Annotated in this window: 26 protein-coding genes and 2 other annotated features; of the genes, 25 read left to right on the top strand and 1 reads right to left on the bottom strand. The window is 37.1% G+C overall.

What is annotated here, in order from left to right:
• Positions 1–9: 9 nt before the first annotated feature.
• The gene (gene ytvI / locus M1D60_RS04670; protein ID WP_456278029.1) at positions 10–1,128 is read right to left on the bottom strand and encodes a sporulation integral membrane protein YtvI; all 1,119 of its coding nucleotides are present in this window, start codon (positions 1,126–1,128) and stop codon (positions 10–12) included.
• 146 nt (positions 1,129–1,274) lie between these two features.
• On the opposite strand from ytvI, the gene M1D60_RS04675 reads away from it, so the two are divergent.
• The 25 genes from M1D60_RS04675 to M1D60_RS04795 all read left to right on the top strand — a co-directional run bounded on the left by M1D60_RS04675 (position 1,275) and on the right by M1D60_RS04795 (position 26,430).
• Positions 1,275–1,730 carry a DUF441 domain-containing protein gene (locus M1D60_RS04675; protein WP_456278030.1) on the top strand — a complete coding sequence of 152 codons (456 nt, stop codon included), beginning with the start codon at positions 1,275–1,277 and terminating at the stop codon, positions 1,728–1,730.
• A 288-nt stretch (positions 1,731–2,018) separates the two neighbouring features.
• Complete coding sequence (gene citZ, locus M1D60_RS04680; protein ID WP_456278031.1) at positions 2,019–3,137, top strand: citrate synthase; 1,119 nt, start codon at positions 2,019–2,021, stop codon at positions 3,135–3,137.
• Between the two features lie 80 nt (positions 3,138–3,217).
• A complete protein-coding gene (gene icd, locus M1D60_RS04685; RefSeq protein ID WP_456278032.1) occupies positions 3,218–4,489 on the top strand; it encodes an NADP-dependent isocitrate dehydrogenase in 1,272 nt (423 codons plus the stop codon).
• A gap of 72 nt (positions 4,490–4,561) precedes the next feature.
• A complete protein-coding gene (gene mdh, locus M1D60_RS04690; protein WP_456278033.1) occupies positions 4,562–5,500 on the top strand; it encodes a malate dehydrogenase in 939 nt (312 codons plus the stop codon).
• Positions 5,501–5,679: 179 nt separating this feature from the next.
• Complete coding sequence (locus M1D60_RS04695; RefSeq protein WP_456278034.1) at positions 5,680–6,156, top strand: MaoC family dehydratase; 477 nt, start codon at positions 5,680–5,682, stop codon at positions 6,154–6,156.
• 125 nt (positions 6,157–6,281) lie between these two features.
• Complete coding sequence (locus M1D60_RS04700; protein ID WP_456278035.1) at positions 6,282–6,851, top strand: histidine phosphatase family protein; 570 nt, start codon at positions 6,282–6,284, stop codon at positions 6,849–6,851.
• Positions 6,852–7,055: 204 nt separating this feature from the next.
• Positions 7,056–7,775 (top strand): winged helix-turn-helix domain-containing protein, encoded by a 720-nt coding sequence (locus M1D60_RS04705; protein ID WP_456278036.1) that lies wholly within the window; start codon positions 7,056–7,058, stop codon positions 7,773–7,775.
• The gene (pnpS, locus tag M1D60_RS04710; RefSeq protein WP_456278037.1) at positions 7,768–9,528 is read left to right on the top strand and encodes a two-component system histidine kinase PnpS; all 1,761 of its coding nucleotides are present in this window, start codon (positions 7,768–7,770) and stop codon (positions 9,526–9,528) included. Before M1D60_RS04705 ends, pnpS begins: the two co-directional genes overlap by 8 nt.
• 255 nt (positions 9,529–9,783) lie before the next feature.
• Complete coding sequence (gene polA / locus M1D60_RS04715) at positions 9,784–12,414, top strand: DNA polymerase I (protein WP_456278038.1); 2,631 nt, start codon at positions 9,784–9,786, stop codon at positions 12,412–12,414.
• Between the two features lie 30 nt (positions 12,415–12,444).
• Positions 12,445–13,278 carry a DNA-formamidopyrimidine glycosylase gene (mutM, locus tag M1D60_RS04720; protein WP_456278039.1) on the top strand — a complete coding sequence of 278 codons (834 nt, stop codon included), beginning with the start codon at positions 12,445–12,447 and terminating at the stop codon, positions 13,276–13,278.
• Between the two features lie 64 nt (positions 13,279–13,342).
• Entirely contained in the window at positions 13,343–13,978 is a 636-nt protein-coding gene (gene ytaF / locus M1D60_RS04725; RefSeq protein WP_456278040.1) for a sporulation membrane protein YtaF, read from the top strand.
• Positions 13,979–13,989: 11 nt separating this feature from the next.
• On the top strand, positions 13,990–14,589 hold the full coding sequence (gene coaE, locus M1D60_RS04730; protein WP_456278041.1) for a dephospho-CoA kinase: 600 nt from the start codon (positions 13,990–13,992) through the stop codon (positions 14,587–14,589).
• Between the two features lie 270 nt (positions 14,590–14,859).
• Positions 14,860–15,891, top strand: a complete 1,032-nt coding sequence (locus M1D60_RS04735) for a glyceraldehyde-3-phosphate dehydrogenase (protein ID WP_456278042.1) — start codon at positions 14,860–14,862, stop codon at positions 15,889–15,891.
• Between the two features lie 405 nt (positions 15,892–16,296).
• Complete coding sequence (gene speD / locus M1D60_RS04740) at positions 16,297–16,677, top strand: adenosylmethionine decarboxylase (protein WP_456278043.1); 381 nt, start codon at positions 16,297–16,299, stop codon at positions 16,675–16,677.
• A gap of 83 nt (positions 16,678–16,760) precedes the next feature.
• Positions 16,761–17,138, top strand: a complete 378-nt coding sequence (locus M1D60_RS04745; protein ID WP_456278044.1) for a cytosolic protein — start codon at positions 16,761–16,763, stop codon at positions 17,136–17,138.
• Between the two features lie 119 nt (positions 17,139–17,257).
• Positions 17,258–17,716, top strand: coding sequence for a transcriptional regulator NrdR (nrdR, locus tag M1D60_RS04750; RefSeq protein WP_456278045.1), 459 nt, complete (start codon positions 17,258–17,260; stop codon positions 17,714–17,716).
• Between the two features lie 99 nt (positions 17,717–17,815).
• Entirely contained in the window at positions 17,816–19,216 is a 1,401-nt protein-coding gene (locus M1D60_RS04755) for a replication initiation and membrane attachment family protein (RefSeq protein WP_456278046.1), read from the top strand.
• A gap of 14 nt (positions 19,217–19,230) precedes the next feature.
• Entirely contained in the window at positions 19,231–20,169 is a 939-nt protein-coding gene (dnaI, locus tag M1D60_RS04760) for a primosomal protein DnaI (protein ID WP_456278047.1), read from the top strand.
• Between the two features lie 138 nt (positions 20,170–20,307).
• Entirely contained in the window at positions 20,308–21,150 is an 843-nt protein-coding gene (locus M1D60_RS04765) for a putative sporulation protein YtxC (protein WP_456278048.1), read from the top strand.
• Positions 21,151–21,247: 97 nt separating this feature from the next.
• Positions 21,248–21,478: a binding site (T-box leader), on the top strand.
• 359 nt (positions 21,479–21,837) lie between these two features.
• Positions 21,838–23,775, top strand: coding sequence for a threonine--tRNA ligase (gene thrS / locus M1D60_RS04770; protein WP_456278049.1), 1,938 nt, complete (start codon positions 21,838–21,840; stop codon positions 23,773–23,775).
• A gap of 57 nt (positions 23,776–23,832) precedes the next feature.
• Positions 23,833–23,972, top strand: a sequence feature (ribosomal protein L20 leader region).
• A gap of 19 nt (positions 23,973–23,991) precedes the next feature.
• A complete protein-coding gene (gene infC / locus M1D60_RS04775; RefSeq protein WP_456279349.1) occupies positions 23,992–24,522 on the top strand; it encodes a translation initiation factor IF-3 in 531 nt (176 codons plus the stop codon).
• Between the two features lie 20 nt (positions 24,523–24,542).
• Positions 24,543–24,740 carry a 50S ribosomal protein L35 gene (gene rpmI, locus M1D60_RS04780; RefSeq protein ID WP_149218201.1) on the top strand — a complete coding sequence of 66 codons (198 nt, stop codon included), beginning with the start codon at positions 24,543–24,545 and terminating at the stop codon, positions 24,738–24,740.
• Positions 24,741–24,846: 106 nt separating this feature from the next.
• Positions 24,847–25,206, top strand: a complete 360-nt coding sequence (gene rplT / locus M1D60_RS04785) for a 50S ribosomal protein L20 (RefSeq protein ID WP_163179282.1) — start codon at positions 24,847–24,849, stop codon at positions 25,204–25,206.
• A gap of 365 nt (positions 25,207–25,571) precedes the next feature.
• Positions 25,572–25,787 (top strand): DUF1294 domain-containing protein, encoded by a 216-nt coding sequence (locus tag M1D60_RS04790; protein ID WP_456279350.1) that lies wholly within the window; start codon positions 25,572–25,574, stop codon positions 25,785–25,787.
• Positions 25,788–25,854: 67 nt separating this feature from the next.
• Entirely contained in the window at positions 25,855–26,430 is a 576-nt protein-coding gene (locus M1D60_RS04795; RefSeq protein ID WP_456278050.1) for a TVP38/TMEM64 family protein, read from the top strand.
• Positions 26,431–26,559 lie beyond the last annotated feature (129 nt).

Genomic DNA, 26,559 nt, shown 5'->3' on the forward strand with positions numbered 1-26,559 from the left:
GGCTCTCCTCTAAACAGTCTTCTTTCCAATAATAAAATTCCAAATATCACGAAACACATTTGCAGTATGCAGGGTTTTGCCGATTACTAGGGTAACCGGGCCAATGATTAAGCCGAGGAAACCAAAGAGCTTGAATCCAACGAATAGAGCGATTAGGGTTGCCAGTGGGTCTAGTCCAATACTAGATGATAGAATTTTAGGCTCCATAATTTGTCTTTGAACAATGACGATAATGTAAAGGACGAGTAATCCGATGGTGAAGGCAACGTCTCCGGTGAAAAATGAATAGATAATCCAAGGGACGAAGATCAATCCTGTTCCCAGGTATGGCAGGATATCCACGATTCCGATGATAAGAGCGACTGTTATCGCGTATTCGACTCGTAAGAAGAGTAAGCCAATTAACACAATGACTGTGGTAATTGAAATCAGTGTAGCTTGGGCTCTGATAAATCCGAACAAAGCTTTACGTAAATCTACAAAAACAGATTTTCCGCTTTCACGTGCTTTTTTAGGCATAATTTTAGAAAAACGTTCATGTAGCTTTTCCCAATCTTTACTGATAAAGAAAGTAGCTAAGAGGGCAAAGATTATAACAGTAGCAGCATTCGGTATCCAAGCGAATGCTCTTGGAATACTAGTTAATATGCTTTCTAGAACTTCTTTTCCTGATGCAATCACGTTGGCAGCAACAGTTTCAATATTGGTGCTAATCGTTTCCTTTTGCCCAGGGTCTAAATTCTCAAAGGTGTTTGCAAGCTGATTATATATTGGGATAATTTGACCTGCAAAAAACTGTTCAATATATGTGATTAGACGCTCGAAGTGCTGTGGGACATTTACAGCCAAATAATTAGAACCATTAATGATTTCAGCAACCAATAGAGTGATGAGTCCAGCAAAGACAGCGAAAACTAAAATAATCACGATAAAGACTCCAAGATATCTTGGCATCTTCACCTTTTTTTCTAGAATATTTACGAGTGGATTAATCATATATGCAATGATTAAGGCAATAATAAATGGGTATGTAATCGTTGATAAATAATAGCAGGCGATGAAACCACCGATGATAACTGCTATAACGAATAAAAATCTTAATACTTGGTAAAGCAGCTTATAATTCAAATAGGAACCTCCTTCAACTCAATTATAGTAATATTTTACAATGAGGAGATGTTAAAAATAAAGAGATAATGATTGTACAAAATTTGCAAGGGCTATTAAAGCCAAACATAGTCAGATAATGCTGTGTGAAGGGGTGTGGTATTAGTTTGGTACAGCCATACTTATTTTTAGGTGTTCTATTACTTATTGGATTACTGGCCAAAAACCAATCACTAATCATTTCGGTTGTTATATTAATAGTTATTAAACTTGTGGGTTTGGGGGATAAATGGTTTCCTCATATACATGGTAAAGGGATTAATTGGGGAGTCACAATTATTACAATTGCTGTACTCGTCCCGATTGCAACTGGTGAAATTGGATTTAAACAACTAGTGGATTCATTTAAGTCATACTACGCTTGGATTGCATTGGCGTCTGGAATACTGGTTGCTTTAATCGCGAGAAATGGTGTTACGTTATTATCAACAGAGCCACATATAACAGCTGCATTAGTGATTGGAACCATTATTGCTGTTGCGGTTTTTAAAGGAGTCGCAGTTGGACCACTAATTGGTGCTGGGATTGCTTACCTTGCAATAAAAGTAGTTGATTTATTCTAAAATCATCCATCTTACCATCTTATTAGATTAAACTGAAAAAGATTTAGCATAATAATATTTTATTTAACGAATTCGTTCATATCGATTCACAAGAATCCGATAATTGTTTATAATAGAGAGTGCGTTAATAGTTTTTATATATAATTATAGAATCATCCTTCAACAGGTCATAATAAACATGGACATACCGTTTATTAAGAATTTTTAATTCATTAAAAATGTAAGCATTTACTTTACTTGTAAGAAAACTAAGGATGAGAAAATTTCTAGCAAAAAGGAGAGGTTAATATGACAGCAACACGTGGTCTTGAAGGAGTTGTAGCAACTACTTCGTCTATCAGTTCTATCATTGATGATGTACTTACTTATGCAGGGTTTAATATCGATGACCTTGCTGACCATGCAAGCTTTGAAGAGGTAGTTTACTTATTATGGCATGGTAAGTTACCGAACCAATCTGAGTTAGATGAGTTAACAAAACAACTAGCTGAGAATGCAACATTACCACAAGGGGTACTAGATTCTTTTACTACATATCCAATTGACAAGGTTCATCCAATGGGTGCATTGCGTACTGCTGTATCACTTCTAGGTCTATACGATGAAGAAGCTGATGTGATGGATGAAGAAGCAAATTATCGTAAGGCGATTCGTCTACAAGCTAAGCTACCAACGATTGTTGCAGCTTACTCACGTATCCGTAAAGGTTTAGAGCCAGTAGCACCTCGCACTGATTTAGGCTTTGCAGCTAATTTTGTTTACATGCTTAATGGTGAAGAGCCAGATGCGATTGCGGTCGACGCGTTAAACAAAGCGTTAGTACTTCATGCTGATCATGAATTAAATGCTTCAACATTTACTGCTCGTGTTTGTGTAGCAACTCTATCAGATGTATATTCTGGTGTTACTTCTGCAATTGGTGCCCTTAAAGGACCTCTTCATGGTGGAGCAAACGAGCAGGTTATGAAGATGCTTTCTGAGATCGGGGAAGTAGAAAATGTAGAAGCTTACATTACAGAGAAATTTAATAATAAAGACAAAATTATGGGCTTTGGACACCGTGTATATCAGAATGGAGATCCACGTGCTAAGCACTTAAAGAAGATGTCAAAAGAACTAACTACTTTAACTGGTGAGCCTAAATGGTATGAAATGTCAGTTAAAATTGAAGAAATGGTAACAGGTCAAAAAGGAATTCCTGCAAACGTTGATTTCTATTCAGCATCTACGTATCACAGCCTTGGAATAGACCATGATTTATTTACACCAATCTTTGCAGTAAGTCGTGTATCAGGCTGGTTGGCTCATATCCTTGAGCAATATCAAAACAACCGTATTATTCGCCCACGTGCTGAATATACAGGTCCTGGAAAACAGACTTTTGTTCCAATTGACCAAAGAGCATAAGTTAGATTAATCTTAAGTAAACAAGAGGTTGGGGAGCTAAGCTCTCTAGCCTCACAATATTTCAAAACGGGGGTAATATCATGACACAAGGACAAAAAATTACCGTAACTAATGGACAACTTAACGTACCTAATAATCCAGTTATTCCTTTCATTGAAGGCGATGGAATTGGTCCTGACATTTGGGCTGCAGCGTCTAGAGTATTAGATGCAGCTGTTGAAAAAGCTTATAATGGAGAAAAATCAATCGTTTGGAAAGAAGTTTTAGCTGGTGAAAAAGCATTCAACCAAACTGGTTCATGGCTACCTGATGAAACATTAGATGTAATTCGTGAATACATAATTGCAATTAAAGGGCCTCTAACAACACCAATTGGTGGAGGATTCCGTTCTCTAAACGTAGCTCTACGTCAAGAGTTAGATCTATTTACTTGCTTACGCCCAGTTCGTTATTTCAATGGTGTTCCTTCACCTGTTAAGCGTCCTGAAGAAACTGATATGGTTGTTTTCCGTGAAAACACTGAAGATATCTATGCAGGTATTGAATATAAAATGGGTTCAGAAGAAGTACAAAAGTTAATTAACTTCCTTCAGACTGAGCTTGGCGTGAACAAAATCCGTTTCCCTGAAACATCTGGAATTGGGATTAAGCCAGTATCTGAAGAAGGAACAAAGCGTCTTGTTCGTGCAGCAATCAACTATGCAATTACTGAAGGCCGTAAGTCAGTAACACTAGTTCATAAAGGAAACATCATGAAATTTACTGAAGGTGCATTTAAGAACTGGGGTTACGAATTAGCTGAGCAAGAATTTGGTGATAAAGTATTTACATGGGCAGAATACGACCGTCTTGTAGAAGCTCAAGGTAAAGATGCAGCAAACAAAGCGCAAGCTGATGCAGAAGCTGCTGGAAAGATCATTATCAAGGATTCTATTGCTGATATCTTCTTACAACAAATCTTAACTCGTCCAAGTGAGTTTGATGTTGTTGCTACAATGAATTTAAATGGAGATTACATTTCTGATGCTCTAGCAGCACAGGTTGGTGGAATCGGAATTGCTCCAGGAGCAAACATTAACTATGAAACTGGTCACGCAATCTTTGAAGCAACACATGGTACTGCTCCAAAGTATGCTGGATTAGATAAAGTAAATCCATCTTCAGTTCTATTATCTGGTGTACTTATGTTAGAACACCTTGGCTGGAACGAAGCTGCTAAGCTTGTAATGGATTCTGTAGAAAAGACGATTGCTTCTAAGGTTGTAACATATGATTTTGCTCGTTTAATGGATGGTGCTACTGAAGTAAAATGTTCTGAATTCGGTAATGCTTTAATTGAAAACATGGCATAATAAAAGGAATTGCTACCTCTGTATGGGGTAGCATTCTTGCATATGAAAAGAAACCGAGGGAGGATTTTTTAAATGGCTGGAATTAAACGTAGAAAGATATCTGTAATTGGTGCAGGATTTACTGGAGCAACAACAGCTTTGATGGTAGCACAAAAAGAGCTTGGAGATGTTGTCTTAGTAGATATTCCTAACCTTGAAAACCCTACGAAAGGTAAGGCTCTAGATATGCTAGAAGCTAGTCCAGTTCAAGGGTTTGATGCAAGTATTACAGGTACGTCAGATTATGCTGATACAGCAGATTCTGATATCGTCGTTATTACTGCAGGTATTGCACGTAAGCCAGGTATGAGTCGTGATGATTTAGTTAGTACAAATGCAAAGATCATGAAGAGCGTTACGCAAGAAATTGTAAAGTACTCTCCTGAAAGTATCATTATCGTGTTAACTAATCCGGTTGATGCGATGACTTATACCGTATTTAAAGAATCAGGTTTCCCAAAAAATCGTGTAATCGGTCAATCAGGTGTCCTTGATACCGCGCGTTTCCGCACATTCGTAGCGCAGGAGCTAAAGCTTTCTGTGAAGGATGTAACTGGGTTCGTACTAGGTGGGCATGGTGATGACATGGTTCCACTTGTTCGTTATTCATATGCTGGAGGTATTCCTTTAGAAACGTTAATTCCGAAAGACCGTTTAGATGCGATTGTTGAACGTACTCGAAAGGGCGGCGGAGAGATTGTTAACCTACTTGGTAATGGAAGTGCATACTATGCACCTGCTGCATCTTTAGTAGAAATGATTGAAGCCATTCTTAAGGATCAAAAGCGTATTCTTCCAACGATTGCTTACTTAGAAGGAGAATATGGATTCTCTGACCTCTATCTAGGAGTTCCGACCATCATTGGTGGAGATGGATTAGAGAGAATTATTGAGCTTGACTTATTAGCTGAAGAGAAGCAAGCTTTAGCAAAATCTGTTGAAACAGTTAAGAGTGTAATGAAAATATTATAGGCAGTTCTTCTAATTGATCATTGTTTTGTAAGTATTCAGAAGCTAGATATTTTACTACAGATTGAGAAAAGAGCCTACCATTAAGGGGATTTCCCCTTTTTTTCTCAACTAAAGATGTAAACGGTTTCATGATTAAATATAGATCTGCATAAAATAAAGATAGGTCAGGAGGGGACTTTATGTTATTAGGGAAAAAAAGAAAGCCAGGAAGAAAAATTGGAGAGATGAGTATTGGTGAAAAACTCACTCTAACTGAAAAGATTGAAGACAAGGATATCCTTCTATATTTAGGTTTAACCAATGATTCCAACCCATTATATATTCAACATGATTACGCATCCCAGACACCATTTAAGAAGCCAATTGTTCCACCAATTATGTTAACTGGTATTGTGACAGCTGCCGTTTCAAAATACTTACCAGGGCCAGGTAGTACCATCGTTGAACAACAGATTAGATTTATAAAACCTGCTTATCATTATGCAACTATCAAGTTTCTGTTTGAAATTACTTCAATAAATGCAAAAGAAAATGAAGTGGAAATGTATATAGAAGCTGTAGATGAAGATCAAGAGATTGTATTAAACGGTAAGCTTATTATATCTCCGCCACTACTTGTTGAATCTTTTACTGGCTCTGCCCTAGAAAATTTTTAATAGAATGCTTGTATATCTCTGACTTGGCACCTGCTAAGTCTTTTCGTTTGGTTTTTTTCTAAAGGTTGTTCGAAATCATACAAACTTTAAAATTGAATATGTCATGTAACTAGGGGAGTGAGAGTATGGTCAAGATAGGAATTATTAGACACGGACAAACACAGTGGAATCAGGAAGGAAGAGCACAAGGAAGTGCAGATATTCCGTTAAATGAAGAAGGATTAAAAGGGGCTCAATTGCTCGCCAATCGACTTAAGGGAGAAGGGTGGGATTATATTTATTCAAGTGATTTGGTTAGGGCAGAACAAACTGCAGCTTTGATTCAGAAAGAACTAAGGATTCCATTAAGAATAGATTCAAGATTACGTGAAGTGGCTGGTGGATTAATTGAAGGGACCACTGAAGAGGAACGAGTTTCCGAGTGGGGTACCAATTGGAGAAAACAGGACTTAGGAATTGAAAAGGATGAATCGATTATTGATAGAGGTCAGTTATTTATACAAGATATGGTGGAACGACATAATGGAGGTCGGATCCTCCTAGTAAGTCATGGAGCATTTTTGTATAAACTATTGAGGGAATTAATCCACGATTCAGTATTAGTGCGGTTACATAATACTTCTTATTCAATTATTAACAAGGAAGAAAATAAGTGGACATGCAAGCAATTAAATTGCACGAGACATTTAGAATAATACGCACTCATTTGGAACAAATAGAGTTGAGTAAAAAGTAGATGACTGAGTAAATTGGACATCTACTTTTTTTATGGTTCTCGTTAATGACAAAAAACTTTGTGGTTACACTTCTTTCATAGTAATATGAAAGTAGAGATAGATATACAAGAGAGAGATACATACATGGTTGAAGGGGAATAAAGGAAAAGGGTTGAGTGAGCTATGAACAAAAAAGTACTTGTAGTTGATGATGAACAATCTATTGTTACGTTACTGCAATACAATTTACAACAGGCTGGCTTTGACGTAATTACAGCCATGGATGGAGAGACAGGTAAAAATATGGCCATGAATGAGCAGCCAGATTTAATGGTTCTTGATTTAATGCTGCCTAAAATGGATGGGATTGAAGTATGTAAACAGCTGCGTCAAGAAAGAGTGATGTTACCAATCCTCATGTTAACAGCAAAGGATGATGAATTCGATAAGGTTCTAGGCCTTGAGCTTGGTGCTGATGACTATATGACAAAGCCTTTTAGCCCAAGAGAAGTTGTTGCTAGAGTAAAGGCGATCTTAAGAAGGAGTCAAGCACTTGCTGAACAAGAGCCGGTTGGACAGGCTAATGATGAAAAGATGACGATATCAGAGCTTGTTATCTATCCTGATCGTTATGAAGCTTATTTTAGTGGCAATCAATTGGAATTAACTCCAAAGGAATTTGAGTTACTTGTCTATTTAGCTAAGCATAAAGGGCGTGTATTGACGAGAGACCAGCTACTTAGTGCTGTGTGGAACTATGACTTTGCCGGTGATACTAGAATTGTTGATGTTCATATTAGCCACCTTCGTGAAAAGATTGAAAGGGATACGAAGAAACCTGTCTATATTAAAACCATTCGTGGTATGGGATATAAGCTTGAGGAGCCCAAGCTAGATGAATAAATTTAGGTCAAGATTAATCTTTGGCTTTATAAGCTTAGTGCTAGTCGTATTATTAGGACTAGGAATCATACTAGGTCAGATTTTTAAAAGTTTTTATACCAATACATTTATCCAAAGACTTGAGAAGGAAGCAAATTTGGTTGCAATGCTTTTCGAGGAAAATGGAATTGAAAATCATACATCACGAGAGCAAGTAAAAGCAATCGGGGATGCTCTCGAAACAAGAATCACCGTTTTACGAACCAATGGTGAAATCATATTAGATTCTGAGCGAGAGCCAAACTTAATCTCGGAAGAAACAAAACAAACTTTTGATCGAGTGATCAATAGTAATTCTGAAAAGGGTGAGGCTTTTTATCAAATTAATGAACAAAAGGAACAATTTTACTATGTTGTTCCTTTACGTGATTCTACCTTTAATGAAGGATTTCTATTATTAAGTGTACCTGTTGATTCAATGAAAAAGCTGAATCAACAAATATGGGGACTCTTGATCAGTAGTTTAGGTTTGGCATTTATTGTTATTTTTATCATTGGAATTAGGATTACCAAGCACTATATTAAACCAATAGAAGCCGCTACCAAGGTTGCAACTGAGCTTGCGAGGGGTAACTATAAGGCAAGAACGTTTGAAGACAATTTAGATGAAACAGGGATGCTAAGTCAATCTATTAATATTCTCGCTCGCAATCTTCAGGACATGGTTCAAGCGCAGGAGATGCAGCAGGATCGTCTTAGCACTTTGATCGAAAATATGGGAAGTGGCTTGATTCTTATAGATGGAAGAGGCTATATCAATCTAATCAACCGCTCCTATAAAGAAATTTTTGATGTCGATCCAGTCGATTATTTATATAGCCTTTACTACGAGGCTATTACGCATAAGGAAATTGTTTCTTTAGTGGAAGAGATATTTATGACCGAGGTAAAGGTACGGAAACAAATGCTTTTGACCTTGCCTCATGAGAAAAAGCACTTTGAGGTCTACGGAGCACCTATTATTGGAACAAATGATGAATGGAAAGGGATTGTTCTTGTATTCCATGATATATCAGAGATTAAAAGACTAGAGCAAATGAGAAAAGACTTTGTTGTTAATGTATCTCACGAGCTTAAAACACCGGTCACCTCTATAAAAGGCTTTTCGGAAACATTGTTAGATGGTGCGATGAAGGATGAAAAATTACTAGAAAGCTTTTTAACGATTATTCTAAAAGAAAGTGATCGATTACAAAGCTTAGTCCAAGATCTACTAGATTTATCTAAGATGGAGCAAGCGGGCTTTTCTATTAGCTGGCAGAATGTGAATATTACAGAGGTTCTTGAAGAAATCATCGTAATGCTTAGAGCTAAAGCTGAGGATAAACAGATAGAACTTGAATTGGATATTAATCATCCTGTTTTCGTAAGAGGAGACCTTTATCGATTAAAGCAAATCTTCATTAATTTAATTAGTAACGCGATTGCTTATACTCCTGCTGACGGGAAGGTAGCAGTGACGATTAAAGAACATAAAAACAGTACTCATGTAAAGGTTGCAGATACCGGAATTGGGATCACGGAAGAGGAACTACCAAGAATATTTGAGCGCTTTTACAGAGTGGATAAAGCTAGGACCCGTAATTCTGGGGGGACAGGGCTAGGACTTGCGATCGTGAAGCATTTAGTCGAAGCACATCATGGATCCATAAATGTTTGGAGTAAGCAAGGCGAAGGGTCAGTTTTCACTGTCAAATTTAAGAGAGAATTGTAGAAAAAACAAAATTTTACAATTGCTTTACAATAGCTATATTTTCTCTTAATAAAAGTCTTCTATTATTAGATAGAAGACCCCTTCATCCAAAGTTGGAAAGACGAGAACAGATTCGTTCTCGTCTCTTTTTTGTTTTCTAGATTTTCCTTTCGTTTTCATCTCATGATAAAATAAGAGAAAATCCGTACTTGTTTGGATGATTAAAATTATTCTTTTTTATATCTACTAAACACAGCTAAAAAAGGGGGACTAGCAATGGGAAATAAAATAGTCTTAATAGATGGAAATAGTTTAGCTTATCGAGCGTTTTTTGCTTTACCGTTATTAAGCAACGATAAAGGTGTACATACGAATGCAGTTTATGGGTTCACGATGATTTTAATGAGAATCTTAGAAGAGGAAAAGCCGACTCATATACTTGTCGCTTTTGATGCGGGGAAAACGACCTTCCGTCACTCAACGTTTAAAGAGTATAAAGGTGGAAGACAGAAAACACCACCTGAGCTTTCAGAACAAATGCCGTTTATTCGTGAATTGCTTGATGCTTATCAGGTTAAACGTTATGAGCTTGAGAACTATGAAGCAGATGATATTATCGGTACATTATCGAAGTTGGCAGAAAATAGTGATGCTCAAATAAAAGTAATTACAGGTGACAAGGATCTACTTCAATTAGTCTCTGAAAAGACAACTGTTGACATTACTCGTAAAGGGATCACAGAGGTGGACTCTTATACACCAGAGTTTTTACATGAAAAGTTGGGGATTTCTTCTGTTCAGGTAACCGATATGAAGGGATTAATGGGTGATACCTCTGATAATATTCCGGGAGTTCCAGGTGTAGGTGAAAAAACAGCTATAAAGCTTCTTAAGGAATATGAAACGATTGAAAAACTATATGAGCATCTTGAAGAAGTAAGTGGGAAGAAACTAAAGGAAAAGCTTGAGGAACATAAAGAAAGTGCCTTTATGAGTAAGGAGCTAGCGACAATCCATCGTGAGGCCCCTATTAGCGTTAGCGTAGATGATTTAACATACGAAGGGTATGACCAACAAGCGGTTGTTTCTCTTTTCAAGGAACTCAAATTCCAGTCGTTGTTAGATAAGATGAACGTTACCGACTCTGTGGAAGAGGTCGAACTACAGGAACTTAGTTTTGAAAAGGTAGAAACTGTTTATAAAGACTTACTAACGAAAGAAGCGGCACTCCTTGTTGAGGTAATGGACGATCATTATCACCAGGCTGATATTCAAGGGTTCGCCATTGTTAATGAAAATGGGCAATATTATATTCCGACTAAAGTGGCGTTGGAGTCTGCTGATTTTAAAGAATGGTTAAATGATGAACAAGTAAAGAAGACCGTTTATGATGCAAAAAAAGCAATAGTTGCGCTTAAATGTAGAGGGATTGATTTACAGGGTGTAGATTTTGATTTGCTAATTGCGTCTTACATCCTAAACTCATCTGATTCCACGGATGATCTTGCAGCAATTGCAAGGAATAAAGGCTATTACGATGTTTTAACCGATGAAGCTGTTTATGGAAAAGGAGCAAAGCGTGGTGTGCCGGCTGAGGAACAACTTAGTGAGCATCTCGTCAGAAAAGCAATGGCTCTACAACAACTTCGCGGAAAGTTTGAGAAGGAACTAGAAGATAATCAACAGCTTGAATTATATAAAGAGCTGGAGTTACCGTTAGCGTTTATTTTAGCTGAAATGGAATTTACAGGAGTAATGGTTGATCAAGAGCGACTTAAGGAAATGCAAGAAGAGCTTTCCAAGCGATTAGAGGATCTTGAAAAGGAGATTCATAAACTCGCGGGTGAAGCCTTTAACATTAATTCTCCAAAGCAGCTTGGAGTTATATTATTTGAAAAACTTAACTTGACGGCTGTTAAGAAAACCAAAACGGGTTACTCCACCTCAGCGGATGTGCTAGAAAAATTAGAAGGTGAGCATGACATTATCCCAGCGATTCTAACCTATCGCCAGCTAGGGAAATTGAATTCCACCTACTTAGAAGGATTACTAAAGGTAGTTAATAAGGAAACGAAAAAGATACATACACGATTCAATCAAGCTCTAACTCAAACAGGAAGATTAAGCTCAACAGACCCGAACCTTCAAAATATTCCGATTCGCTTAGAAGAAGGTCGGAAAATTAGACAAGCTTTTGTTCCATCAGAAGAGGGATGGATTATGTTTGCGGCGGATTATTCGCAAATTGAATTAAGGGTACTTGCCGATATCGCAGGGGATGAAAAATTAATTGATGCCTTCCGAAATGATATGGATATTCATACAAAGACCGCAATGGATGTCTTTAATGTAAAAGCAGAGGATGTCACCTCTGATATGAGAAGGCAGGCAAAGGCGGTAAACTTTGGAATTGTCTATGGAATTAGTGACTACGGATTATCACAAAGTCTTGGAATTACAAGAAAAGAAGCTGGAGTCTTTATTGAGAAGTACTTAGAAAGCTTTCCAGGTGTACAACAATATATGACTGACATCGTTCATGAAGCTAAACAGACAGGATATGTTACTACATTAATGCAAAGACGACGTTATATTCCTGATATCACAAGTAGAAACTTTAATTTACGAAGCTTCGCTGAACGAACAGCGATGAATACACCTATTCAAGGAAGTGCAGCAGATATCATTAAGAAGGCCATGATTGATTTAGCTGAAGCATTGAAGGAGGAAGGTTTAAGAGCAAGACTACTTCTTCAAGTACACGATGAACTAATTGTAGAAGCTCCAGAGGACGAAATTGAGAAATTAAAAGAGCTTGTACCAAGGGTAATGGAACATGCTCTTGAACTTAAGGTTCCTTTAAAGGTTGATTTTGCTTATGGACCTACTTGGTATGATGCAAAATAAATTGACAGACGGTACAAAGGAAGTGAAAGTATGCCTGAATTACCAGAGGTTGAAACGGTCCGACGTACTTTATTAAAGCTTGTTGAAGGTAAGACAATCAAGCAGGTTGAAGTATTTTGGCCTAAGATGATTAAGCAACCAGAACAGGTTGAGCAATTTGTGGATGCGCTTATTGGACAAACCATTCATGATGTCCAACGTAGAGGAAAGTTTATTAAATTTCTTTTAGATGATTATGTATTAGTCTCTCATTTAAGAATGGAGGGGCGATATGGTTTATATGAGGCAAAAGAGCCATATGACAAGCATACGCATGTGTTATTTACCTTCACAGATGACACGCAGCTTCGGTATAAAGATGTCCGAAAGTTTGGGACCATGCATTTATTTAAAGCGGGAGACGAGCTGATTGGAGAACCACTTGCAAAATTGGGACCAGAGCCTTTTTCTTCTGAGTTTACTGTTAAGCTTTTAAAGGAACGGTTAAAAAAGACAAATAGGAAGATTAAAGTGGCTCTGTTAGATCAAGAACTAGTCGTGGGCTTAGGGAATATTTATGTGGATGAAGCACTTCACCGAGCGGGCATTCACCCAGAGCGTGCTGCAAATTCACTAACACCTAGAGAGCTAACAAGGCTTCATAAAGAGATAGTTGATACTTTGCAGGAAGCAGTCAATAAGGGTGGAAGCACGATTCGGTCGTATGTGAATACACAAGGGGAAATTGGGATGTTCCAGCTTGAGTTATATGTGTATGGAAGAAAAGGAGAACCTTGTAAAACTTGCAATTCGGAAATACAAAAGCTTGTTGTCGGAGGACGCGGCACTCATATATGTCCAAAATGTCAAAAGCTCAAGTCATAGTTTTTTAACACTGGATGGGCTCTTTCCATATACTATCATAGCCAAATATGGAAGGAGCTTCATCATGTTACAATATCTATCACTCATACTGCTGGCGTTTGCGGTTAGCTTAGATAGCTTTAGTGTCGGCTTAACTTACGGTTTTCGTAAAATGCAGATTCCCTTACGTTCAATTATTATTATTGCTTTTTGTTCAGCCTTAACATTAATGCTTGCGATGGGAGCAGGTAGTATTATTGCTTCCATATTATCTGTTGAATGGGCTGAGAGAATTGGTGGAATTATTTTAGTTATTATTGGTGGATGGGTCCTTTATCAATTTTTTAGACCAGTAAAGGATCAGCCAGAAGAGATGGGACGTAAACTTCTCGTTAAACTTGAAATTAAATCTCTAGGTATTGTTATTCAAATCTTACGTAAACCAATGGAAGCAGATATAGATCGATCAGGTACGATTACCGGTATTGAAGCTTTATTATTAGGAGCTGCTCTATCTCTTGATGCATTTGGTGCCGGAATTGGTGCTGCACTACTCGGGTATTCTCCATTTGTGATGGCAGCTGCTGTTGCAACGATGAGTTCAGTTTTTTTATATATTGGAATTAAAAGCGGACAATTACTTTCTCACCATACATGGGCCCAAAATTTTTCGTTTTTACCTGGCCTTTTACTTATTGTGATTGGGATTTGGAAATTGTAGTTGGAGGTATTATGGGATTAGTAATAGGTTTAACAGGTGGAATTGCTAGTGGCAAAAGTACAGTAGCAAATATGATAAGAGAATATGGCCTACCTATTGTGGATGCTGATGTGATTTCACGGGAGGTTGTGGAAAAGGGAGAACCAGCTTATCACCAAATTGTTACTGCCTTTGGTGAGGAGGTTCTCCAAGAGGATGGCAGTATTGACCGGATTAAATTAGGCTCAATAATCTTCAATAATGAAGATCAACGAAAAACACTAAATCGTATTGTTCATCCTGCCGTAAGACAAACAATGCTTAATCAAAAGGAGGACTATCTAAATTCTGGAGCTCCTGCCGTTATTTTAGATATCCCTCTGTTATTTGAGAGCAAGCTCACCCATATGGTTGAAAAGACGATGGTTGTGATTGTTGATTACCCAACTCAATTGAAAAGATTAATCGAAAGAAACCATTTTACGGAGCAAGAGGCAAGAGCAAGAATTCAATCTCAAATGCCTCTTCAAGAGAAAAGGGAATTGGCGGATCAGGTTATCGATAATAATGGTTCGCTTGAAGAGACGAAGGCTCAACTTGAGCATATATTGAAGCAATGGAATGTAATCTAAACTTGTCATTTTTGGCAAGTTTTTTCTATTTTTTGGCTATGTTAAAGTACAACGTTTAACAGAATCATTTTTATTATAAAAATATCTATAAGGTTACGAGGTACTAGAGATTTTTTTATGCAATAATCGAACACTAGTATAACTCATTAATAAGCAGAATAATTATTTTCATAAAGAATAAAAATTATAATCACAATTACAACACCTTTATGTTATACTAATTGTAAGATAAATAATAAAAAGTATAACATATATGGAGGAGAAACAGACATGAGAGGAAGAATAGCAATCAATGGGTTTGGCCGTATTGGAAGAATGGTATTCAGACAGGCAATCCAAGAGGACAAATTAGATATTGTTGCCATTAACGCAAGCTACCCTGCAGAAACTTTAGCACATTTAATAAAGTATGATACAATCCATGGGATTTTTAATGGAGATATTATTGCGGTAGAAGGCGCCTTAATTGTAAACGGAAAAACGATCAAGCTGTTAAGCTCGAGAGATCCATTAGAGCTTCCTTGGAAGGAATTAAATATTGATATTGTAATAGAAGCGACTGGTAAATTTAATTCTAAAGAGAAAGCAATGCTTCATGTGGAAGCTGGAGCAAAGCGTGTCATTTTAACTGCGCCTGGTAAGGAAGAGGATAAAACGATTGTAATGGGCGTAAATGATGATGAGCTCGATCTTGAAAACCAATTCGTCATATCGAATGCTTCTTGTACGACAAACTGTTTAGCTCCTGTTGCAAAAGTTCTAGATGAGCAATTTGGAATTGATAACGGTTTAATGACAACTGTTCACTCCTATACTAACGATCAAAAAAATATAGATAATCCTCATAAAGACTTACGACGTGCAAGAGCTTGTGGTCAATCCATTATTCCTACTACCACGGGTGCGGCAAAAGCTTTAGCGAAGGTATTACCAAGCTTACAAGGCAAATTACATGGAATGGCTCTCCGCGTTCCTACTCCAAACGTTTCTTTAGTTGACTTAGTAGTTGATTTAAAACGTGACGTTACCGTTGAGGAAATTAATGAAGCATTTGTAACCGCTTCAAAAGGTTCACTTAGAGGCATACTTGATGTAACCATGGAACCACTTGTATCAATCGACTTTAATACAAATCCACATTCAGCCATAGTAGATGGTTTATCTACCATGGTCATGGGGAATAGAAAAGTTAAGGTGTTAGCATGGTATGATAATGAATGGGGTTACTCAACAAGGGTAGTTGAGTTAACAACACTTGTGGCTACTAAGCTGCAGAGGTTAAAAGAAGTATCAGCATGTTAGAGTTTCAAAACACCTGGGTAACAGGTGTTTTTTTCTTTCCTCCAACAAGCAAGTGATCGGTAGAAGATTACCTTTGTTCACAGAATCAATGCGAAAAAAGCCTACTTTCAAAAAAAATTGGACAAGCGCTTGGGAGCCTATGAATAATGCTTAGAGGGGGTGGTTAGAGTAAAGGGATGTAACTGGCCACATTCACGAGATGAAAAAAATAGTAATTCATAGGTTGCAAAAATGATTTAAACAAAGTATACTATGTTTCGTGAACTTCTTGAAAATTGCTTCGGTAATGTGGCTACTTAAAGGGTTAGGACCTCTTAGGACTAACTTTCCCCCGTGGTAGTGAGGGCATACCATATGCGAAAGAATTCATGTACACCTAAAATTTTTAAAGGGGGAAGTAAGAATATGGATACAATGGGTAGACACGTAATTTCCGAACTATGGGGTTGCGATTTTGAAAAATTGAACGACATGAATTATATTGAAGAAACATTTGTTAATGCAGCTTTAAAGTCTGGAGCTGAAATTCGCGAGGTGGCTTTCCACAAGTTTGCTCCTCAAGGTGTGAGTGGAGTTGTAATCATCTCTGAATCACATCTAACAATTCATAGTTTCCCAGAACATGGCTATGCAAGTATTGATGTATATACTTGTGGTCATCTAGATCCTAACATTGCAGCTGACTTCATTGCTGAAGCACTTGGAGCTCAAACACGTGAGAACATCGAAATTCCAAGGGGAATGGGCCCTGTTCAAGTAAAACAAGCAAAAGTTAAAGCACTATAAGTTAATTCGAACGTAAAAGAGGTGTGATATAGCACCTCTTTTTTTACTAGAAAAAAACATACATAAAAAAAGAGGTGGATTAAATGAGCTTCCAAAAAATTAAGCAATTTTTTTCTAAACATTGTGAAACAAAGGATCATCATGTAGATCCGATGTTAAAAACGCATTACTATAAAACGTCAAAAGCCAATGCTCTTACAACGATTGAAGAGTTAATAAGAGAATTACCTGGACATAAGGTTACTTCGGTTTCAACTGATCACGGTGAGATGAGTGTTGAAATCACTTCTCCTAAAAAGGCTTTTGTTGTTATTTCCGTTATCTCTGTTCGACCTATAGAAACAGCTGTTGATTTTTCAGTTTCTTATGAGGGATTAATTAACCTGGGTTATAGCCGAAATATAGCTATTCAGTTATATCAACAAGTTGATCAAAAGTTAAACCGAATGGGTAACAGTTAAGGATAGAAAATATCATTGGTACTTGTCTAAAGCTGTCGTTTTATATAAGATTAAGGTAATAGAGGAACGCTATAACTACTAATTATGATTTACACAAAGAAGCTTTTGGAGTTGATATCATGAAGTGTCCAAGCTGTCAGAACAATGGAACAAGAGTACTTGATTCTAGACCCGTTGACGATGGTAAATCAATAAGACGACGTCGAGAATGTGAAGAATGCCAGTACCGTTTTACGACTTTTGAAAAGGTAGAGGAGATGCCGCTCATCGTTGTGAAAAAGGAGGGAACACGTGAGGAATTTAGTCGTGAAAAAATTCTCCGTGGGCTTATTAAAGCGTGTGAGAAGCGTCCTGTCCCATTACAGCGTCTGGAGGACATCACTCATGAGGTTGAAGTTGAACTTAGGAATCAAGGAACTTCTGAAGTGAAGAGCGATATGGTTGGAGAAATGGTTATGGATCGATTAGCAAAAATTGATGATGTTGCCTATGTACGATTCGCATCGGTGTATAGACAGTTTAAAGATATAAATGTATTTATAGATGAATTAAAAGATCTTTTAAAAACAAGAAATTAACCACCTGAGCTTAGGCACTTCATTGCTATGAGCTCTTTTTTTCTTACGAGCATGCACATAATGGATAGGTTTAAATTAATAATAGAAAGAGGATCGATTATGCATTCTTGGAAAGAAGTATTACCTAAGGATCAATATTTAGTCAAAACAGATACTGCCTTACATGAGTTTGATCGTAGAGTTCTTACCTTGTTGTATCAGCCCTTAATAGGTCCTTATAGCTTCTCTTTATATATGCTGTTATGGGGGGAGCTTGAGGCTTATAAATATTGGGGTTCTCCGTCAACTCATAAACAATTAATGGAATCTCTGCGAATCAACCTTGATGAAATTTTGATGGCAAGGAAAAAGCTAGAAGGTATTGGGTTATTAAAAACCTATGTTCAGGAAACACCCGAAATTAAGAATTTTATATATGATCTTAGATCGCCGCTATCACCGGATATGTTCTTTGGTTCTGATTTCCCTTATGGAATACTACTAAAAAGAGAAGTCGGTGAACATCGTTATAATAAATTAAAATCTCTATTTATGACAAAAGATGTAAATGTATCGGAATTTAAAGAAATCTCACAAGCATTCTCTGATGTATATCATACGAATGAGCAAGATACTGAACAACCTCTCGAGCAGCTCGAGTCATTTGTGAACCGAGAAGCAGATGGTGATATTAGAATAGGGAATATTAATTTTGATGTTGAATTATTTATATATGGGTTGTCTGAGAATTTTGTTCCGCGAAGTTTGATTACTGATGATGTTTTAAAGCGAGTAAAGCTGTTAGCATACGTCTATGGTTTATCACCAATAGATATGCAAAAGGTCGTTATGGATGCAACATTTGGTGACGAGGATGAGTTGGATTTGGATCTACTCTCTGAAAAGGCCAAAATTTTCTATGAAATTGAAAATTTTGGAAGAATGCCGAAACTGTCCGAAAAAATCCAGCCATTAAAGCATCAGGTCATGAGATATCTTGAGCCCCGTACTGAGGAAGAAAAAAGAATTAGACATTTTGAAACAACCTCCCCTAAAGATTACCTCATTGAGTTAGCTGGAGGTGCACTTCCAACAAGTTCAGACCTTTCTATTGTGGAAAGTATTATGGTTAATCAACAAATCGAGCCAGGAGTTGTCAATGTTTTACTTGATTATGTGGTCAATAAAAAGAAGATGAACCTGAATAAGAAATATATGGAAAATACCGCGAGTAACTGGGCAAGACAGAAGATTAAGACCGTTAAAGAGGCATTAGATCAAATTACTGAATTTGAGAAGGATGTAGCACAATATAAAGAAAAGGAACAAAAGGTTAAGCAAAATCCAGGCTCTGGTTTACGTAAACCAATTAGGAAGGAAATTTTACCAGATTGGATGACAGATCCGGATTATGTAGAAAAGCGTAAGAAGGAAACCTCTAATCAAACAGACCTAGAGCTAGAGCGTAAAAAGCTAAATGAGAGAATACAAAAGTTTAAAAACCGAGAAACACCTAAGTAAAGGGGGGAGAATAAATGAAGTCAATTAAAGATACTCTTAACTCTTTTAACAAGGGGAGATTTGAGTCAGAATACGAGCGCTTTAAGGATGCTATTTTGCAGGATCCGTATGTAAAGGATTTTTTAGATAAAAACCGTCCCTTTTTAAACCGTAAAATTTTTGATCAAGGGATGATGAAGCTTTATGAATATAGCACTGCTAGTAAGGAATGTCAGGATTGTCCTAGTTTAGGCGAGTGTCAAAATATGATAAAAGGTTATCATCCACAGCTTTATTTAAAGGACAAGCAGTCCATTGAAATTGAATATTCAAAGTGTCCAAGTAAAGAGCGACATGATCAGCAAAAAGAAAAACAAAATAAAATTAAATCTGTTTATATTCCATCTGAATTACTACAGGCTTCAATCCATGATATATATGAGGACGATGAAAACCGTTTTAGAATTAAGCAGTTGGTTTGGGAGTTTATTGAAAGCTATGATCAAAACCAACGAGTGAAAGGCTTATACATTAGTGGTGGTTTTGGTGTTGGTAAGACGTTTATACTTTGTGCGATTGCTAATGAATTAGCCTCCATAAAAAATACCGAATCCATGATTCTTTATTTCCCTGAATATATAAGAGAAATTAAGGGAGTCATGGGAAATGATCAACTCTTTAATTCAAAACTTGAGGCTGCTAAAAAAACACCTGTATTAATGCTTGATGACATTGGGGCTGAGTCCATGACAAGTTGGATGCGGGATGAAATTCTAGGCCCGATCTTGCAACACAGGATGTTAGAGAGATTACCTACTTTTTTCTCCTCCAATTTAAGTATGAAGGAATTGCTTCGTCACTATACTTACTCGCAAAAGGGTGAAGAAGAAGGAATTAAAGCACAAAGGATTTTAGAGCGAATCAAATTTCTAGCAAGTGAAATTGAATTAATCGATGAAAATCGCCGAGCGTAAAAGAGCCAGTTCAGGCTCTTTTTTGCGTTCCTTTAGACGATTTAATGGATGAGTTTCCTTTTCTTTACACTAAGTATCATTTTTTGAATTCCCCCTCATATAAATAGAAACAGGTGCCGAAATGGGGGGACAACCAATATGCATATAACATTCACAAAAGCATCCGATTTAAATCACGTTAAGGAGCTTTTATTATCACTAGCGGGAACTGCTTGTCCTGATCTTGAAGTGATGACTGAACAAAATGATACCCTTTACATAAAGATGAATCGGAATGAAGAATATATCATTCAGACCTACATAGTACCAGCGTTAACAAAATTTATTATAAAAGTAAAAGAACCTGAGTATATCCGCCATTTATTATCGACTATTTTCTTTTTCATTGATGAGGCTGAGCAGCAGCAGGTCATCCAAATGTTCTATTCATTAGTAAGTGAGGACGAGGCAAATCTTCATCCGCAGCTTAGAGAAGGCTACAGGAGAGAGGAGATATTGACTCAAGCATTGACGATGTTCTTGTCTCATCATATCTATTTTTCATTTGAAGCCTTCTTGAAATTTAGATTAAAAGATTACTATAATCGCTTACTTGATTACATAGAGGTTGCTATTGATGAATATAAGCTAGAACAGGATTATCAGGATTTTATTGAAAGCTTGAGAAAGTATATCGCTTCTCAAAAACACGGAACCTTCCATCAGGTTCATGTAGTTTACGAGAATGATAGATTTTTATTTTATGACGAGGATTTACAACCATTTACGTACCATGTACAAAAAATGGAAGAGGATGTTATTTCAATAAAGGGCTTCGAGGTAGATCAAGAACTTATTGCCCCATTATTGCTTCTATGTCCTCAAACCATCTATATGTATGTAAGGGATGTTGATCATGGAATCATCCAAATGGTTCTTAATATTTTTCAAGAACGAGTGAAAATACTTCCATACGAACGCTTTATTGAACAACAACATTAGGTTATCATCCTATTTTTTATAAAAAATTTAATTACTTCTTGATTTCTAATTTATTTCTGCATATAATACACTACATAATCAATGAATTCTAATATGCAGATCAGTAATGATGAGGATATGAATTATTTTTACGGTTCCCAGAGAGGGAAGGCTCGGCTGAAACCTTCCTAACACGAGAAATTAATTTACCACCTCTAAACTTTAGTACAGAACAGATTTTTATCTCATTATGTACTAACGGCCCAAACCGTTATGAAGCTTCTAAGCCAAAATAGGTTATTTTATTTTGGAAAGAAGGGTGGAACCACGACTAATACTCGTCCCTTTTCGTATAGGGACGGGTTTTTTTGTTTTCTAAAATGTGTTTTGGTCGGTAATCGGGCAGGATTTGGTTCTATTACGAATCTCCCTAGAAAAAAGTGCTAATTGTTACTTAGAATTGGCAAAAACTGATGCGATTGGTAGTTTTATCAACGAACAGTAACTGTTTATCAACGAAATTTCTTGTTTATCAACGAAATCTTTTGTTATATCACCAAAAATCTATATTTATCAACGAAACTAAAGGTTTTATCAACGAAATGACTTTATTTACCAAAAAACCTTACTAGACAAGCGTATAAAACTTACTCGTCACCGAACGAGTGAGTTTATATAAAAATTAAAATTTTGAAGGAGTGAACAAGGATGTCAGAAGTGCTACACATTACATTTCCAGACGGAGCGGTTAAGGAGTTTAAGAAAGGCACGACAACAGAAGATATCGCGGCATCGATCAGTCCGGGTCTAAAGAAAAAAGCAATTGCAGGAAAGATAGATGGAAAATTAATCGATTTACGTAGTCCAATTGAACAAGACGGAAGTATTGCGATTGTGACACAGGACTCTGAAGAAGCATTGGAAATCTTACGTCACAGTACAGCTCACTTATTAGCACAAGCAGTAAAACGTTTATATCCAGATGCAAACGTAAAGTTAGGAATTGGTCCAGTTATTGAAAGTGGCTTCTACTATGATATTGATATGGATCAGCCAATCACTCATGATGATTTAGCTCAGATTGAAAAAGAAATGCAGAAAATCTCAAATGAAAACTTAGACATCGTTCGTAAAGAAGTATCACGCGAAGAAGCACAAGCGATGTATGAGAAGCTAGATGATCAGTTAAAGCTAGAATTATTAGAAGCAATTCCAACTGGTGAGGCAGTATCAATTTATGAGCAAGGTGAGTTCTTTGACCTTTGTCGTGGGGTACATTTACCGGCAACTGGGAAAATTAAAGAGTTTAAGCTGTTAAGTGTCGCAGGTGCTTACTGGCGTGGAGATAGCAAAAATAAAATGCTTCAACGTATTTATGGAACAGCTTTCTTTAAGAAAGAACAGCTGGCAGAGCACTTACGCTTACTAGAAGAAGCGAAAGAAAGAGATCACCGTAAATTAGGTAAAGAATTAGACCTATTTACAAATTCACAAAAAGTAGGGCAAGGATTCCCGTTATGGCTTCCAAAAGGAGCAACAATTCGCCGTATTATTGAGCGTTATATTGTAGATAAGGAATTACGCTTAGGGTATGAGCATGTTTATACTCCTGCACTAGGAAGCGTGGAGCTTTACAAAACTTCCGGTCACTGGGAGCACTATCAAGACGGAATGTTCCCTGTTATGTCAATGGATAACGAGGACCTAGTACTACGTCCGATGAACTGTCCTCACCATATGATGGTGTATAAAAACGATATTCACAGCTACCGTGAGCTACCTATTCGTATTGCAGAGCTAGGTTTGATGCATCGTTATGAAATGTCAGGAGCATTAACTGGATTACAGCGTGTTCGTGGGATGACGCTAAATGATGCGCATATCTTCGTTCGCCCTGATCAGATTAAGGAAGAGTTTATCCGAGTAGTTCGCCTTATTGAGGCAGTTTACAAGGACTTTGGATTTGAAAACTACTCCTTCCGTCTGTCTTACCGCGATCCAGAAGATAAGGAAAAGTATTTTGATGATGATGCGATGTGGGAAAAAGCGCAAAGCATGCTTAAAGAAGCAATGGATGACCTTGAGCTTGATTATTATGAGGCAGAAGGAGAAGCAGCGTTCTACGGTCCTAAATTAGATGTTCAGGTTCGTACAGCACTTGGTAAGGATGAGACTTTATCAACTGTCCAGCTTGACTTCTTACTACCAGAACGTTTTGACCTAACTTATGTTGGAGAAGATGGTAAGCAACATCGTCCGGTTGTTATTCACCGTGGTGTTGTTTCAACAATGGAACGTTTTGTTGCCTTCTTAATTGAAGAATATAAGGGTGCATTCCCAACTTGGTTGGCTCCAGTTCAAGTACAAGTGATCCCAGTTTCTCCTTCAGCACATCTTGACTATGCGAAGAAGATTCAAGAGGAATTACAGGCAGAAGGCGTACGAGTGGAGTTAGATTCCCGTGATGAAAAAATCGGCTATAAGATTCGTGAGGCACAGATTCAGAAGATCCCGTATATGTTAGTAGTAGGGGACAATGAAATTCAAGAACATGCAGTTAATGTTCGGAAATATGGAAGCCAGCAATCAGAGACAGTTCCTTTCTCAGACTTTCTTTCTTCCGTGCTAGGAGAAATAAAAAAGTAAATAGCTTGACAGTTTCATTTGGGCATGGTAAATTTGTTAAGGTAATTAAATAAGCTTTCATTTAAGAAGGAGCACCCGCTTCTCACCTGAACGACACAATCTTGTAGTTAACAGGTTTCGACGAAAAGAGTTAATGTATAATATATACATTTCGTTTAGTGTGGGTGTTCGAAAAACACCCACACTTTTTTTATTGACTATTATCGGAGGTGGCTTATTATTAGTAAACAAGACATGATGGTTAACGAGGGCATTCGTGCACGTGAAGTACGTTTGATTGGAGCAAATGGTGACCAATTAGGTATCAAATCCCGTCAGGAAGCACTTGAGATTGCACAGAATGTAAATCTTGACTTAGTAATGGTTGCGCCAACAGCGAAACCACCTGTATGTCGAATCATGGACTACGGTAAGTTCAAGTTTGAGCAACAAAAGAAAGAAAAAGAAGCACGTAAGAATCAAAAGATTATTAACATCAAGGAAGTTCGTCTTAGTCCTACAATTGACGAGCATGACTTTAACACAAAATTGAAAAATGCGATCAAGTTCCTTGAAAAAGGTGACAAGGTTAAAGCATCTATTCGTTTTAAAGGTCGTGCTATTACTCATAAAGGAATTGGCCAACGCGTACTTGACCGCTTTTCAGAAGCATGTAAGGATGTTAGTACGATTGAATCGCATCCAAAAATGGATGGTCGAAGCATGTTTTTAGTTCTAGCACCATTAGCACCAAAAAACGATAATTAAAAGTTGAGGAGGAACTCCCTATGCCTAAAATGAAAACTCATAGAGGTTCAGCTAAGCGTTTTAAGAAAACTGGATCTGGTAAGCTTAAGCGTTCACACGCTTACACAAGTCACTTATTCTCTAACAAGTCTCAAAAGCAAAAGCGTAAGCTTCGTAAAGCTGCATTAGTAAGCAGTGGAGATTACAAGCGCATCCGCTTCATGATTGGAAGCAAGTAATTCAAATTAGGATAACACTCATAGGCATTAGTGCCAGAGCATAATTCCTAGCAAACGTTTTAACATGAATTGAAATATAATGGATTGATATATAGGAGGGAACACAATGCCAAGAGTTAAAGGTGGTACAGTAACTCGTCAGCGTCGTAAACGCGTTTTAAAGTTAGCAAAAGGTTATTATGGTTCAAAACATACATTATTTAAAGTAGCAAAGCAACAAGTAATGAAGTCTTTCAACTATGCATTCCGTGACCGTCGTCAAAAGAAGCGTGACTTCCGTAAATTATGGATTACACGTATCAACGCGGCAGCTCGTATTAACGGTCTTTCTTACAGCCGTTTAATGCATGGTTTAAAGGAAGCAGGAATTGAAGTTAACCGTAAAATGTTAGCTGATCTTGCTGTAAACGACGAAAAAGCATTTGCTGAATTAGCAACTGTTGCAAAGTCAAACCTAAACAAGTAATTCTATATAAAGAGTCATTCTCACCTGAGGATGACTCTTTTCTTTTCATTTGGCTGTGTTAAAGTACAGTGTTGATTTTAGCAGAGTTGATTGAAGTGGAAGGATGCGAGACTCCTGCAAGGAAAAAGCGAGTGCCCCGAAACGGAAATCAACAACAAGGTTTAACAAAGCCTATATTCTAAAGAGAAAGGTTGCATTGCAAAAAAACTGAGGTTTTGGAAAAAACGAAAAATAGCACGAAAAAATTTAGAGTTACAAGAAAAGCAGACAGTTCATAAAAAACAAATAAAAAGAGAGTTGAGCCAATTTACATGATGTATTTTCTAGCATATTTACTAATCATCAATCTAGTTTCGTCCATAATTATGTACCGGGATAAACAAAAAGCAATTAAACAAGAATGGAGAACTCCTGAGAGTACGCTTTGGTTCATAGCTCTTATCGGTGGGGCCATTGGGATTTGGATAAGTATGAGGAGATTTCGCCATAAAACAAAGCACCTATCGTTTACGTTAGGGATCCCGTTTATAATCATCCTTCAAATAGTACTTCTCATTTATCTTCTGCAAAAAATGTCATAACGGCTCGTACGATTGTATATATATGAGAGTAGTGCGTCCCAGGTCATCACAACCAGGAGGAATCATCATGGATCAAACGATGACATTGCTTTTTGCGTTTTTGGAGTCAAGTGGGATATGGGCTCCGATTGTATTCTTACTTTTCCATAGCTTACGGCAATTTTTATTCATTCCTGTTACAGTTTTATGTATTGTTGGTGGTATCTTATTTGGTGCGGTTCTAGGTATAGTATATTCGCTGATTGGGTTAACACTATCCTGCATCGTGTTTTATTTCTTGTATCAAACGATGCCAAAGACGTTTGATAAGGTGAAAAAAATGAAAGAAAAGTGGCTTGGGAATCGAGTCTCTTTTACAAATGGACAAATTGCCATTTTGAGATGTGTACCTTTTATGCAATTTCATTTACTCTCCCTTATCATGCTAGAAAGGAAGAAAAACTTTTTTAGTTATTCGAAGCAATCCTTTCTAACAAATATCCCACTCGCTGTCCTTTATACTTACTTCGGACAATCGATTCGATCTTTATCCTTAACGGTAATTTTAGGAATACTCCTTGCATTTGTGTTACTTTTTTATCTACTTAGAGAAAAACAAATTCGAATTAGCTGGAAAGATTTCTTTGTGGAAAAAGCAAGCTAACGGAATCCGTTGAAAAACGGATTTTTTTAATGGGGAATTATTATTCAGGATAATGAAATGTAAGGAGTAGTTCTAGTCAAGCAGAGAGAAATCAGCATCAATGTAAACTAGAAAAAGGTACATAGCTAC

It is taken from the genome of Bacillus sp. AK128 (assembly GCF_053903075.1).

Coding starts and splice junctions, on each gene's coding strand:
- citZ (WP_456278031.1), top strand. CDS start 2,019: ATGACAGCAACACGTGGTCTTGAAGGAGTTGTAGCAACTACTTCGTCT.
- M1D60_RS04790 (WP_456279350.1), top strand. CDS start 25,572: ATGTACCGGGATAAACAAAAAGCAATTAAACAAGAATGGAGAACTCCT.
- polA (WP_456278038.1), top strand. CDS start 9,784: ATGGGAAATAAAATAGTCTTAATAGATGGAAATAGTTTAGCTTATCGA.
- dnaI (WP_456278047.1), top strand. CDS start 19,231: ATGAAGTCAATTAAAGATACTCTTAACTCTTTTAACAAGGGGAGATTT.
- mutM (WP_456278039.1), top strand. CDS start 12,445: ATGCCTGAATTACCAGAGGTTGAAACGGTCCGACGTACTTTATTAAAG.
- coaE (WP_456278041.1), top strand. CDS start 13,990: ATGGGATTAGTAATAGGTTTAACAGGTGGAATTGCTAGTGGCAAAAGT.
- ytaF (WP_456278040.1), top strand. CDS start 13,343: ATGTTACAATATCTATCACTCATACTGCTGGCGTTTGCGGTTAGCTTA.
- M1D60_RS04765 (WP_456278048.1), top strand. CDS start 20,308: ATGCATATAACATTCACAAAAGCATCCGATTTAAATCACGTTAAGGAG.
- M1D60_RS04705 (WP_456278036.1), top strand. CDS start 7,056: ATGAACAAAAAAGTACTTGTAGTTGATGATGAACAATCTATTGTTACG.
- M1D60_RS04755 (WP_456278046.1), top strand. CDS start 17,816: ATGCATTCTTGGAAAGAAGTATTACCTAAGGATCAATATTTAGTCAAA.
- pnpS (WP_456278037.1), top strand. CDS start 7,768: ATGAATAAATTTAGGTCAAGATTAATCTTTGGCTTTATAAGCTTAGTG.
- rpmI (WP_149218201.1), top strand. CDS start 24,543: ATGCCTAAAATGAAAACTCATAGAGGTTCAGCTAAGCGTTTTAAGAAA.
- M1D60_RS04735 (WP_456278042.1), top strand. CDS start 14,860: ATGAGAGGAAGAATAGCAATCAATGGGTTTGGCCGTATTGGAAGAATG.
- icd (WP_456278032.1), top strand. CDS start 3,218: ATGACACAAGGACAAAAAATTACCGTAACTAATGGACAACTTAACGTA.
- nrdR (WP_456278045.1), top strand. CDS start 17,258: ATGAAGTGTCCAAGCTGTCAGAACAATGGAACAAGAGTACTTGATTCT.
- speD (WP_456278043.1), top strand. CDS start 16,297: ATGGATACAATGGGTAGACACGTAATTTCCGAACTATGGGGTTGCGAT.
- M1D60_RS04700 (WP_456278035.1), top strand. CDS start 6,282: ATGGTCAAGATAGGAATTATTAGACACGGACAAACACAGTGGAATCAG.
- M1D60_RS04795 (WP_456278050.1), top strand. CDS start 25,855: ATGGATCAAACGATGACATTGCTTTTTGCGTTTTTGGAGTCAAGTGGG.
- thrS (WP_456278049.1), top strand. CDS start 21,838: ATGTCAGAAGTGCTACACATTACATTTCCAGACGGAGCGGTTAAGGAG.
- M1D60_RS04695 (WP_456278034.1), top strand. CDS start 5,680: ATGTTATTAGGGAAAAAAAGAAAGCCAGGAAGAAAAATTGGAGAGATG.
- rplT (WP_163179282.1), top strand. CDS start 24,847: ATGCCAAGAGTTAAAGGTGGTACAGTAACTCGTCAGCGTCGTAAACGC.
- mdh (WP_456278033.1), top strand. CDS start 4,562: ATGGCTGGAATTAAACGTAGAAAGATATCTGTAATTGGTGCAGGATTT.
- M1D60_RS04745 (WP_456278044.1), top strand. CDS start 16,761: ATGAGCTTCCAAAAAATTAAGCAATTTTTTTCTAAACATTGTGAAACA.